This is a genomic window from Congzhengia minquanensis (genome assembly GCF_014384785.1).
In the GTDB taxonomy this organism is placed as follows: domain Bacteria; phylum Bacillota; class Clostridia; order UBA1381; family UBA9506; genus Congzhengia; species Congzhengia minquanensis.
Genome location: NZ_JACRSU010000003.1, coordinates 275,552 through 288,492, shown reverse-complemented (window position 1 = coordinate 288,492; position 12,941 = coordinate 275,552). Strand labels below are relative to the sequence as shown.

Here is a 12,941-nt window from a genome sequence, read left to right as displayed (position 1 = left end):
GGCCGCAGCCTTATCTGATTACCAAAATCTGAGCAGCAGTTGCTGCGAAGCCTGTGGAGCTTCTGATAAGGACCAAATCGCCCTCCATCAGTGCTGCAAGGTTTGCAGATTCCGCTTTTTCCAAATCCTGTCTGTAAATAGAAACGCCTGCGCTGCCTGTGCCAATATTGTAAACTTTTTCAACACCATCCGTTTCCGTTGTTACAGAGAACTGCAAAATTTTGTCGGTTGCGTTCACTTTTTTCACAATTCCGCTGGCTGCGCCCTCACCATTGTAGTTACCAAAGGACAGAGAATATTGCTGGCCTTTCAACCAAGCCTCCGTCTTTAATGTACTGTTTGGATCAATACGGTAGGCAACATTGATTGCTGTGATATATCCCTTTTCGTCCGTTGCAAGCTGAATGACGTCGCCAATCTTTAATCCGATTTCACTGAATTTCTTCTGGGTCGGCTGCGCTGCGCCTGCACGGTCATAGGAGTAGTCCACTTTATCGTCATCCTTCAACAGGTTGCTTAATTCAGAACCATTTTGATCGTAATATAATTTTGTGCGCATTTCGCCCTCATCATTAATTGCGGAACTGATTTTTGTTACAACCACAAAAGCCGAAGATTTTCCAAGAGAGCTTGCACCTGCGGATTTCGATCCCCTCAGAAGGATACAGCTTGCCACGTTAATGTCGTCTTCTCCGGTGTTATAGACAAAATATCCATCTGTTACAACCTGGTTATACTGACCGGCACCTACGGTATAGTAGTTTTTCGCAAGGCTGGTAGTAACAGAATAATCTTCCAGATTGTCTAAAAGTTCGTCGTGCGCCGGTGTGGAGAAAATAATGCAGTTTCCGGATTTTACAACGAATTTGTTCAGCGATCCGTCTCCTTTTTCGTTACACATTCCATTTCTGTGCTCAAATTCGCTGCCGGCAGCAATTTCATTCAAATTGCCGGTATCGCTGTATTTTGAGGGGTTGCCTCTGTTAATTCTTGCCGTATCGATGTAGTTGATTTTGTCGCCGCTCATGGTAAACAGAACAACTTCACCTACAGGAATTGCTGCAAGCGCCTGTTTCCGGCCCTCATCTGTGCCAACAGAATATCTTTCACCATCAACATTCACTTTGTCAACCGTTTCAGCCGTAACCCAGGTCGCATCCTGTGTAAAGATCTTCAAAGTAAGTCTGCTGGATATAGAACCTTTTGTATCAACGCCTGCTACAAAACCATAAATTGCAGTTGTAGCTGTGCCGCGTTCATAATTTGCAAGCTTTCCTTCATGGTCGAGATAGAAAGTTGCAGTTGTTCCAGCCTTTAACGGAGGCAGTTCACCGTTTTCAATATAACCGTCAAGGTTATAGGCGAGCTCGTAATATTCACCGTCAATTAAATATTTGTTATCGCTGGTGATTTCTTCTACAGTGCCTTCCAGTGACTTTCTTTCGTCATAAACGGTAATAAGCTTGTAACCTTTATCATTATCGGTTTCCATAATGGTAAGAATATCGTCTGCAAGAATGTCTCCAACACGCATAGATTTGCCGCCGGCATTATAAATGCGGACATCATCCTTATCCGGGTCAATAATCGTTGCTTCATTTGTATATTTATCATAGAATTTATAATTGTAGAGATCTATTGTGCCAACTACAATATTTTTAAATTCATAAACGAATAAAACATCAACAGCGTCATCGCCTGTGTTGTCAACACCTACAATATAGCCGCTTTTCGGCAGTGTGTTTTTCAACTGACCGTAACCGGTGCGGCTCTTGCCGTTATAAATAACAGAAAGATTTGCAGCGTCTACATTGATGTGTTTCTCTTTAAAATTCTCATCTTCATAATAAATTCTTGAAGACGTTGTTTCGTCAATCAGTAAATCATCTGCCTGAACCTCGAATTCACGGTTTTTATTTCCATCGAGTTCCATATAAATGATTTCATATTCTTTCTGGTCGTTTTCCTCCGCATAAGCGATTACCCTTCTGCCCAGATAATCTGCATATACCAGATCCGGCGTGTCATAAATGACATTTTCAATTTCAATCTGATTCATGTCAATCAGCTGGGAATTTGAGGAGAGCAGTCTGGTGTTTTCGTTACCTGTTACCACACCTTTAATTTCTTTAATGCCATAAATTTCTTCCAGCACTGAAACATCCTTTTGGAGTTCAAACTCTCCTTCGCCGTCAGCACCAAAATAGCGCTGAACAACTGCATCGGCGTCTAAGCTGCCTTCCATAATCCTGTAAAGGTCACAGTAAGGAATGGGGTTCTGCCCGTTTCCTCTCAGGCCGCTTAATAAACCGTATTTGTTTGCCGTGTAGAGGTATCCTTCCGGATAGCCGCCGTTTCTTACGGCAAACATTTTGTATCCCATTGCGTTTACAATGAGTGTTACCGCCTCATTGTAGGTCAACAGATCATTCGGGCGATACATTTTGTTGTCATCACCAGCAATGTAGCCAGCTTTAAACAGCATGCTGTAAGCGCCAATCTGCGGGTCAAACACGCTTACATCTAAAAATGGTGTCGTGTCTGCACTTGTGGTTGTTCCGTCTAACTTTAAGTACTTCATCAAAATCCCAATCATATCTGCTCTTGTCAGATATTTCACGAGATCTTCGTCACCGACTGCGTCGATGATGCCGAATGTTGTAAGCTTTTCAGCAATGACCGTATCCTCGTCGTTCAGGGTAACATCTGAAACCATAGGATCGTTTGCATTGCTTTCCGCTTCCGCGAAAACTCCGAGGGTGAATACTCCTGAAGCCGCAATCATTGCTAGTATCAAAACAGTTGATACTATTCGTCTTAAATTACTCATTCTCGTCCCTCCGTCTTTGTTTTTTCTATTGCGCTGTCGTAACCGACAGGAATATATGGTGAACATAATGTTAATGTTTTACCATCCATGGTAAGTTCTGATTTTAAAAGCTGTTCTGTTTCGTCTTTTGCCGTAACAGGTTTGGGGCAGGCTGTGTTAACCGCCAGCGTGAACACCATATGGCAATCGGACTTTAAATTTTTAAAATCAATGGTGCGCTCGGTGTCAAAGCAAACAGCTTCAATGCATTTATCTGTTTCATTGTAGCACAGCTTCATGGGCTTGCCGTCGAACACCGCTTCTGTAATGTTTATTTCAATGGTAATTCCCTTGTCTTTTACTGTAAACCTTCCGCCATTTTGTTCAACTTTTATGTTGTCACAGTCGCCGTCAAACTCAAATTTATAAAACAGCTTTTTTGTTGTAAGCAGACCGTCTTTCGTTTTGTCTAAGATGTAGTGGAAATCTCCTCTGTCTGTAACAAATCCGGTATGCGAAAGCATTACGTTGCGGTACTGGTTGGTATAAACCATTCCCGAGCAGTAGTCATAATCGTAATTCATACATCTTAAAAACATGCATGTGGCTTGCTGCCCTTCACCCCAGTAAACCATTGAAGACCTGCGCTGTGTCCACATATCTGTCTTTTCAAAGGCTCCCATGGCGTACTCCTCCGCCATATAGGTGAATGCTTTTAAGTCCGGACTGTCAATATTCCGAATGATAACCGTGTCTTCATCCGGCGTTCTGAAATTGTTTTTCTTATAAAATGTCTGGTCAATAAATGTCGGCTCAAAAGGCTTCTTTAAATATTTTTCAACCACCTCTTCCGGGCAAACCGGCGGAATCTGCAGCATTGCAGGATACTTAGGGTTTGCTTTGTCAATACTGCCAAACGCTCCTTTGGTTCCTAGATATATCATTTCTTCGAGCTTACTTCCCTCAAAGTTGTGATAACAACGCATCTGCGGCGGCGAAACCTGCTTTAAGTTCCGGTGGTAATGGCTTAAAAGCATTTCCCACGCGATAACATTCAGATCCTTGGCCATTTTTACACATTCTTCATCTTCAAACAGTTCCAGCATCATGGAAATTTCTTCGATTGCCAGCGGAGAATAGGTCGAACTGTTATACTCGCTGAAACAGCCGCAGAAAGCGTTATATTCATGCACCTTTCTGAGCCGTTCCTTTCCCCGTTCTAAAAACTCCTTGTTGCCCGAAATTTCTCCAGCGTTGATAATGGTGTTTAAGCTCATCAGGCTGATATTTGTGTAGTCTGGGGAAACATTTCTTCTGATGCTGCAAATTGCCGCTTTCATCAGCGATTCGGATAAAGCGGCGCGAAGCTCGTCATCTAAACAGTCGCTTCTTCTTTTTAATATGTATGCAAAGTGCTTTGCATTAAAATCCGCCATGTTATAGTCAGGCGCTATCATGTGGTCGCAGTCTTCTTCAATATAGTAAGGCCACAAACCGTAGGTTTTGGAGTCTTCGCGGTTGTCCTGATATTTAATCAGGCCCCAAAGAACCGATTTTGCCTCTTCATAATACTCTTCTTTTCTTAAGAAAAACACATGGTCTGCAAATGCAGAGTTCTCTGTTGGGCTGTGCAAATCCCCTGAAATTCTTGTGTGGTATCCGCCGGAACCCCCGTTCCAAGGGGCCACATGCTGCATAATCATGCCTGCCTCAGGGTCAAACCGTTTATGTTTTTCTTCTACGCCAATTTCTAAAAAATCTTCATACATCAGTTATACACTTCCTCGCAGTCAAGTTCCGTTTATTTTAATCGTACGCCCTCTGTCAAAATCAGAAGCGCCAAAGATTGACCATATGTCATGGGACAAATTGGGATTACCCGGTAGTCCTCCAAGGTCGCGCCCATTCCCGTTCCGTAGGATACGTTCTGCACTTCTCCGTCCTCTGCAATGTTATCAATCACATATTTCAAAGCCTTTTCGCCGACAACTTTATATTTTTCATCTATGTAACCCAGCCGAACGGCTTTTAAAATACCGTAACCAAAACCGGCTGTCGCAGAAGCTTCCAAATAGGAACTTTGATCGTCTAAAAGTGTGTGCCAGCCGCCGCTTTCGTCCTGGGTTTTTGCCAGCGCCTCAACCTGGAACACAAGCGTGTTTAAAAGGTATTCTTTTAAAGAACCCTCAAGGCCAAGCATTTCAATGAACTCTACCGAACCTGCAGTATACCAGCAGTTACCTCTAGCCCAAAGCGCATCGGCAAAGTTGTGTCTGCCGTCAAATGTCCAGCCGTGGAACCAAAATCCAGTTTTTTTATCAGCCAGATATTTAATATGGAACAGGAACTGGAACTTTGCTTCTTCTATATATTCTTTTCTGTCAAGCAACAGTCCCATTTTGGCTAAGAACAGCACTGTCATAAACAGCGTGTCAATCCAAACCTGGTTGTGGTTTTCCCCACCGCTGACGATATGCTGAATTCCGCCGCCTTCCGTTCTCGGCATTTCGTTCATAACCCATTCTGCCCACTCGGTGCAAAGGTCTAAATAATCCTTTCTGCCGGTTTCCTCGGCCAAATGCGCCAGTGTCAGCATCGGACACATGGTGTTGACATTTCGTTCGGGAAGACCTTTTGCGATATTTTTATCATACCATTTTATTAAAAAATCGCGGTATGATGTATCGCCAAGTTCCTTGTAATACTTATACATGCCATACATTCCAACCCCTTGCGGCCACTCCCAGTTTTCAATGTCGATAATTCCAATGGGACATTCTTCTTCAATGCCCTGATTTTTAATTGCAGTCATGTTATCTGCAACTTTTTTAAGTATTTCCTTCATGCGTAGGTCCCCACTTTGACTTGTAGTTTATGATATATGATATATTATGCCATAAATCATTCACCACTTCAAGCCCAAAATTTTTACAACACTATGAATTTAGTAAATAAAACGTACCTTTTCTATTGATATTTGAAAAAAAGTATGATATACTTGTGATATTGATAAAAACAGCCGTAAAACAGGTGGTTTATTTATGTATAAAACGATTATTATTAACAGCAAACCTGAAGCAATTGCGCACTTGAAGTATGCAATTTCCGAAAGCAATTTAGGCTTTACCGTAGTTTCTTCCTATTTATATAATAAGCGCGCGTCAGACGCAGTGGCCAGAACGCGCCCAAATTTGGTAATTACCGATTTACCTCCATCAAAAGAAAAGAACTTAGATATTGTGAAAAACATTCACAGCCGCTTTCCGGATATTAAAATTTTACTGTATACCGACAGAACGGATTTTGAGCTGGCAAAATCCGCTGTTTCCCAAGGCGTTTCTGGCATTGTCTGCCCTGGAGATGACTCTGAGCTTACTGCGGCGCTGACAGGGATTAAGGGCTTGCTGGACCGGCAGGCGACTCAGAAAAAGCGTGATAGATTATTTGATCAGCTTATTGTTTCTGCAAGAAAACAGTTTTTGACAGACATTTTTATGGGGAACATCACCGGCAGAGAAAATATTCAGAAAAAGGCCAAAGAGCTGAGTTTAGGCAATCATTCCTGCATATACTGCCCGTTCTGGATTGCTATCCCCAATTACAATGAATATATGACAAACCGCTGGAATTACGACAAGGAGCGGTTTTTGGTTGCCGTGGGCAACTTTCTGCGGCCTGAAAATAAAAGCTTTGAAATTCAGAATATCATGTTCACAAACGGAGAAATTTTTTATGTTGCTCTGGCGGAGACCAGCGACGCCACCAATTTTATTAATACCTTGCGCCTGCACCTCACCAATACCGAGCACAATTTAAAGACCATGATCGGGCTTACGGTCAATTGGCATATTGGCCGGCATTTTATGTCCTTTCACGATTTTATCGACCACATCACAACACCGATTTTAAGCAACAGCAACATGAACGTCGAGGCAATTGACAGCACGAAGGAAAATCATGCGTTACTGCTTGATATGTATAAAAACGTAGTAATTTCTGCAATTTTGGATAAAACGCCCCGTCTTAAGGAGCATTTAAACTATATTGTGCGGCTTCTTTCCCAGTCGGCCGAAAATGTGCTTTCAGATGCACTGTCCGAATTCTGTGAAATTTCCATGCAGAATATGGCGCCGCATTTAAAAGAAAACGCAGAATTCAAACGCATGATGCGTTCCCTTTCCGAAGCAAACGGCGCCACAGCGCAAAATATTTGCACCAACGTGCTTTTTATGGTTTGCCGGGAGGCCGGAAAAAGCAATCTGACCGCTTCTTCCAGCACCGTGAAACGTGCCGTGGAATATATTCAAAACAATTTTGCCCGGGACTTATCTTTAGAGGACGTGGCAAAATATTTAAACTTAAATCCTTCTTATTTTTCGCGCTTTTTCAAGCTGCACACCGGCTTTAATTTCAGGGACTATTTAATAGAGCTCAGGGTAAAAAAAGCAAAGGAGCTGCTGATAACCGGCAAATATAAAATATATGAAATCAGCATTATGACCGGTTATAAAAACAGCAAATATTTTGCCGCCCAGTTTAAGGCAGTAACCGGCCTGACTCCCAGCGAATTTGCAAACGGCGAGGCCGCAAAGTCAACAGGCGCATAATGTTTATTTGGCCAAAATTACAGCTTTGTTACGCTTTATATGCGCTGGATTATTGGATATATACAAAGATTTTGAACAATTTATTTTATATATTGACAAAAAGAAAAATTCGTGCTAAAATAAATTTAAACAGGTTGTTAAAAATTTAACAATATACTATAGTGGGAGGTTCTATCATGAATGAAACAAAACCAATCATTGACAGCGTGGAAGCGTTGGAAACAGAACTGAAAAGATTAAGAAACGTTCAAACAGTTTTTGCCGGCTACACTCAGGAACAGGTTGACAAAATATTCCTGGCGGCTGCCACAGCTGCCGACAAGGCCAGAATTCCCCTCGCCAAAATGGCTGTGGAGGAAACGGGCATGGGCATTGTGGAAGACAAGGTTATTAAAAACCACTATGCGGCGGAATATATTTACAACGCCTATAAGGACACAAAAACCTGCGGAATTATCGAAGAAGACAAATCCTATGGCATTAAAAAGGTTGCAGAACCCATCGGCGTGGTAGCGGCTGTTATTCCTACCACGAACCCCACATCAACAGCGATTTTTAAAACGCTGATTGCGCTGAAAACCAGAAACGCAATTATTATCAGCCCCCATCCCAGAGCAAAAAAATCTACCATTGCTGCGGCAAAGGTAGTATTAGATGCAGCCGTAGCGGCTGGCGCTCCGGAGGGAATTATCAGCTGGATTGACGTTCCCTCGTTGGATTTAACCAACACGGTTATGAAAGAGGCAGACATTATTTTAGCAACCGGCGGACCGGGCATGGTAAAAGCGGCATATTCAAGCGGAAAACCTGCAATCGGTGTTGGTGCGGGCAACACACCGGCCATTATTGACGACTCGGCCGATCTGCTTTTGGCAGTAAACTCTATTATCCATTCTAAAACTTTTGACAACGGAATGATTTGTGCCTCGGAGCAAAGCGTGATTGTTATGAAAAATATTTATGACGCCGTTAAAAAAGAATTTACCCGCCGTGGCTGTTATTTCCTGGATAAAGAGGAAACAGAAAAGGTTCGGAAAACCATTATTATAAACGGCGCATTAAACGCCAAAATTGTTGGTCAGAAAGCACACACCATTGCCGCTCTTTCCGGTGTTGATGTTCCGGAAGACACAAAAATTCTTATCGGCGAAGTAACTTCGGTGGACATTTCTGAAGAATTTGCTCACGAAAAGCTTTCCCCTGTTTTGGCAATGTATAAAGCCAAGGACTTTGACGATGCTCTGGCAAAAGCAGAACAGCTCATTGCTGACGGTGGCTATGGCCACACCTCCTCTCTTTATGTAGATACTGTGAAGGAAACAGAAAAAATTAACCAATTTGCTTTTAGAATGAAAACCTGCCGCATTTTGGTAAACACACCTTCTTCCCACGGCGGCATCGGAGACCTTTACAACTTTAAGCTTGCGCCTTCCCTCACCCTGGGCTGCGGCTCGTGGGGCGGCAACTCTGTTTCGGAAAATGTCGGTGTAAAGCACCTTTTGAATATCAAAACTGTTGCAGAAAGAAGGGAGAACATGCTTTGGTTTAGAGCGCCTGAAAAGGTTTATTTAAAGAAGGGCTGCCTGCCGGTTGCTTTAGATGAATTGAAAAACGTCATGGGCAAAAAGAGGGCATTTATCGTAACAGACTCGTTCCTTTACCAGAACGGTTACACAAAACCGATTACCGATAAGTTAGACGAGATGGGCATTGCCCACACCACGTTCTTTGACGTAGCTCCCGACCCGACTTTAGCTTGCGCCAAAGCCGGAACCGTGCAGATGCGCGCATTCCAGCCGGACACCATTATTGCGCTGGGCGGCGGTTCTGCAATGGATGCCGCGAAAATCATGTGGGTGATGTATGAACACCCGGAAGCGGACTTCATGGATATGGCAATGCGCTTTGTAGACATCAGAAAGCGTATTTACACGTTCCCGAAAATGGGTGAAAAAGCATATTTCATTGCTGTCCCCACCTCTGCCGGCACAGGCTCTGAAGTGACGCCGTTTGCCGTTATCACTGACGAATCAACCGGCGTTAAATATCCTCTGGCTGACTATGCGCTGATGCCGAACATGGCAATTATCGACACAGACCTTCATATGTCAGCTCCCAAGGGCTTAACAGCCGCATCGGGTATTGACGCAGTTACCCATGCCTTAGAGGCTTATGTTTCTATCATGGCTACGGATTATACCGACGGGTTGGCAATTCAGGCTCTGAAAGTTATTTTTGAATATCTGCCGAAAGCATATGAAAACGGTCAGACAGACGTGGAAGCAAGAGAAAAAATGGCAAACGCTGCAACCATGGCCGGCATGGCATTCGCAAACGCATTTTTGGGCATTTGCCACTCTATGGCACACAAGCTTGGCGCATTCCACCATCTGCCTCACGGTGTTGCAAACGCTTTGATGATTGATGAAGTTATCCGCTTTAATGCAAGTGAGGCGCCCACAAAAATGGGTACGTTCTCGCAGTATGACCATCCGCACACCTTAGCACGATATGCTCAGATTGCAGATGCGCTGGGCCTTAAGGGCAAGACGGACGAAGAAAAAACCGAAAACCTGATTAAGGCAATTGACGATTTAAAAGAATTGGTTGGAATTAAAAAGACCATTAAAGAATATGGCATTGATGAAAAAGACTTTTTAGACCGGCTGGACGAAATGGTAGAACAGGCATTTGACGACCAGTGCACCGGCGCAAACCCCAGATATCCGCTGATGAGCGAAATTAAGGAATTATACCTGAACGCATATTATGGAGGTGAAAGATAATGAATTTTGAAAATGTAATTGCAGTAAGACCTACTAAAACAATTTACCGTGACGGCGACAAATCGGTTAAGGTGTTTAACGAGGAATTTTCGAAGGCTGACGTATTGAACGAGGCGCTGAACCAAGCCCGTGTGGAGGAAACCGGATTAAATATACCGAAGCTTTTGGAGGTTACAAAAACCGACGGTAAGTGGGCCTTAGTGATGGACTTCATTGAAGGGGAAACGCTGGCCTCCCTTATGAAAAAGCATCCTGAAAAACTGGATGAATATTTAAACCTTTTTGTTGATCTTCAGCTTGAAATTCATGGAAAAACAGCACCTCTTTTAACAAAATTGAAGGATAAGATGAAGCGCAAAATTTCGGAAACCGATTTGGACGCAACTACCCGTTATGAGCTTCATGCAAGGCTGGAGGGCATGCCCAAACACACAAAGGTCTGTCACGGCGATTTTAACCCAAGCAACATTATTGTGGATAAAAACGGCACGCCTTATGTGTTAGACTGGTCTCACGCAACCCAGGGCAACGCCAGTGCAGACGCGGCAAGAACCTATCTTTTGTTCTGCCTGTCCGGCGATGACAAAACAGCGGAAAAATATTTGGATTTGTTCTGTAAAAAAAGCGATACAGCAAAGCAGTATGTGCAGAAATGGATTCCCATTGTCGCAGCGTCCCAGTTAGTGAAAGGAAAACCAGAAGAACGCGCGTTTTTAACCCATTGGACAGACGTTGTGGAGTATGAATAAGTAAAACTTAAAAACTTCCCGGAATGCAATCCTTCCGGGAAGTTTTTTTATTGTTTAACCGAATTGTTATTGTTTTTTTCATAAAAATGTGATATTATATAAAATTGTGCGAAAAAAAATAAGGAGTGAATCAGTTGGAAACCTATGCGGTATTTAAAGATTTGGCAATCATCCTGGTTTCGGCAAAAATTTTAGGACTTTTGGCAAGAAAAATGAAAGTCCCCCAAGTGGTGGGCGAAATTGTGGCAGGGTTATTAATTGGACCCAGCGTTTTAGGATTAGTGGGACAGACAAGTTTCTTAACGCAAATGGCCGAAATCGGCGTCATTTTGCTGATGTTTTCGGCAGGCCTGGGCACAAACCTGAAAAACATGATTAAAACTGGGCCGTTTGCCTGTCTGGTTGCAGTTTGCGGCGTAGCTGTGCCTCTGATATTGGGAACGCTGCTTTATATGCTGTTTTATGGGTTTGCCGCCGTTGGCTCTCCACATTTTTATAAGGCCGTGTTTATTGGCGTAATTCTCACTGCCACATCTGTGAGCATTACGGTGCAAACCCTGTCTGAGCTTGGCAAGCTGAAATCAAAGCTTGGAACAGCAATTGTCAGCGCCGCCATCATTGACGACGTTATCGGCATTATGGTTTTAACGGTTGTCATCGGAATCGGCGCTAACACCTCTGGCGCCAGCGCGGGCATTTTGTCGGTTATTATGCGCAGTCTGCTATTTTTTGTGTTTTCAGGCGTGCTTGGATATGCATGCTACAAACTCTTTAAAGCATTAAATAAAAAATACTCCCACACCCAGAGGATACCGATTTTTGGTCTGGCGCTATGCATGTTTATGGCATATGCGGCTGAAAAATATTTTGGTGTGGCAGACGTTACCGGCGCATTTGTAGCCGGCATTATCCTTTGCAACATTAACGACGCCGAATATATTGAGCGAAAAATGGCCATTAATTCCTATATTCTGTTTGGTCCCGTATTCTTTGCAGGTATCGGTTTAAAAACCGACATACATGGCATTTCTGGCACCATTGTGCTGTTTTCCATCTGCTTTGTGCTGGTGGCCTTAGTGTCTAAAATTATTGGCTGCGGGCTGGTTTCAAGAATATGCAAATATTCCTGGCGGGACAGCCTAATTGTAGGCGTCGGCATGATGACCCGGGGCGAGGTGGCGTTGATTGTGGCGCAAAAGGGCCTATCTGTGGGCCTTCTGGACCCCATTTACTTCACGCCCGTTATCATTCTCATTATCGTATCGTCTATTTTAACGCCAATCTTTTTAAAACTATTGTTTGCCAAAAATATGAACGCAGCAGCAATCCATGAACTTTCTGCGTAACAGCAGCTGAATCAACTTTTCACGAATATTTTGTTCGTTTTGTTTTTAAATAAAGTTTTTTAATATTTTCATACCCCGCTTTTCATGCGGGGTATTTCTTTTCTGTTTACAATTGAACGATAAATTGTATTCTTTAATGTCAAACTTACAATTTTCGACATATTATGATATTGTACCAATAAAAAAGGAGGCCAATTATATGGCAAATTTTGTTTTAACAGATACAAACGGAGAACCGATTGCAGAAACATGCCCGGCAACAGGCTTTCAGTCGCTATCAGTATGCGCACCGGTAACGGTGACGCCTTTTGCAAGAAGCGGCGTAACAAAAACGAAATGCTGCGGCGATCCGGTTGTAAGACCTGGTCAGGAAACATGCCCCGGAATTAAAAACGGCTCTTGTCACTTTACAATCAGCCAGGATCTCTGCGTTGAGGTTCCCGTTGTATTCGGCGCTGTTTCGCAGGTCGGCGATGCTTTTGTAAATTGTATCCGCACATCCGAAAAGGATATTTGTATCAATTGCGGTTATGAAGACGATGACGATAACGATTAAAAACACCATGATAATGCGCCGGCGGTTCAAATATCAGCACTGAAAACTGCTATCAAAAAACATGGGCATCGTAATTGATGCCCATGCG

Annotated in this window: 8 protein-coding genes; 5 read left to right on the top strand and 3 right to left on the bottom strand. The window is 43.2% G+C overall.

What is annotated here, in order from left to right:
- Nucleotides 1-10 precede the first annotated feature (10 nt).
- From H8698_RS09175 to bglB, 3 genes are read right to left on the bottom strand one after another with little or no spacing between them, the layout of a single operon-like run.
- The gene (locus H8698_RS09175; protein WP_249313037.1) at nt 11-2,830 is read right to left on the bottom strand and encodes a hypothetical protein; all 2,820 of its coding nucleotides are present in this window, start codon (nt 2,828-2,830) and stop codon (nt 11-13) included.
- Nucleotides 2,827-4,578 carry a hypothetical protein gene (locus tag H8698_RS09170; RefSeq protein WP_177677780.1) on the bottom strand — a complete coding sequence of 584 codons (1,752 nt, stop codon included), beginning with the start codon at nt 4,576-4,578 and terminating at the stop codon, nt 2,827-2,829. Before H8698_RS09170 ends, H8698_RS09175 begins: the two co-directional genes overlap by 4 nt.
- Before the next feature lie 32 nt (nt 4,579-4,610).
- Nucleotides 4,611-5,654, bottom strand: coding sequence for a beta-galactosidase BglB (gene bglB, locus H8698_RS09165; RefSeq protein WP_249313034.1), 1,044 nt, complete (start codon nt 5,652-5,654; stop codon nt 4,611-4,613).
- Between the two features lie 196 nt (nt 5,655-5,850).
- Between bglB and H8698_RS09160 the strand changes: the two genes are divergently transcribed.
- The 5 genes from H8698_RS09160 (at nt 5,851) to H8698_RS09140 (ending at nt 12,853) form a co-directional block, all read left to right on the top strand.
- Nucleotides 5,851-7,416, top strand: coding sequence for a response regulator transcription factor (locus H8698_RS09160; protein WP_249313031.1), 1,566 nt, complete (start codon nt 5,851-5,853; stop codon nt 7,414-7,416).
- 176 nt (nt 7,417-7,592) lie between these two features.
- Complete coding sequence (gene adhE / locus H8698_RS09155) at nt 7,593-10,202, top strand: bifunctional acetaldehyde-CoA/alcohol dehydrogenase (RefSeq protein ID WP_249313028.1); 2,610 nt, start codon at nt 7,593-7,595, stop codon at nt 10,200-10,202.
- Nucleotides 10,202-10,951 (top strand): phosphotransferase family protein, encoded by a 750-nt coding sequence (locus H8698_RS09150; protein ID WP_177677789.1) that lies wholly within the window; start codon nt 10,202-10,204, stop codon nt 10,949-10,951. Before adhE ends, H8698_RS09150 begins: the two co-directional genes overlap by 1 nt.
- A 134-nt stretch (nt 10,952-11,085) precedes the next feature.
- Nucleotides 11,086-12,297: a cation:proton antiporter gene (locus H8698_RS09145; protein WP_249313025.1), complete on the top strand. Its 1,212-nt coding sequence runs from the start codon at nt 11,086-11,088 to the stop codon at nt 12,295-12,297.
- Nucleotides 12,298-12,496: 199 nt separating this feature from the next.
- Nucleotides 12,497-12,853 carry a hypothetical protein gene (locus H8698_RS09140; RefSeq protein ID WP_177677793.1) on the top strand — a complete coding sequence of 119 codons (357 nt, stop codon included), beginning with the start codon at nt 12,497-12,499 and terminating at the stop codon, nt 12,851-12,853.
- Nucleotides 12,854-12,941 lie beyond the last annotated feature (88 nt).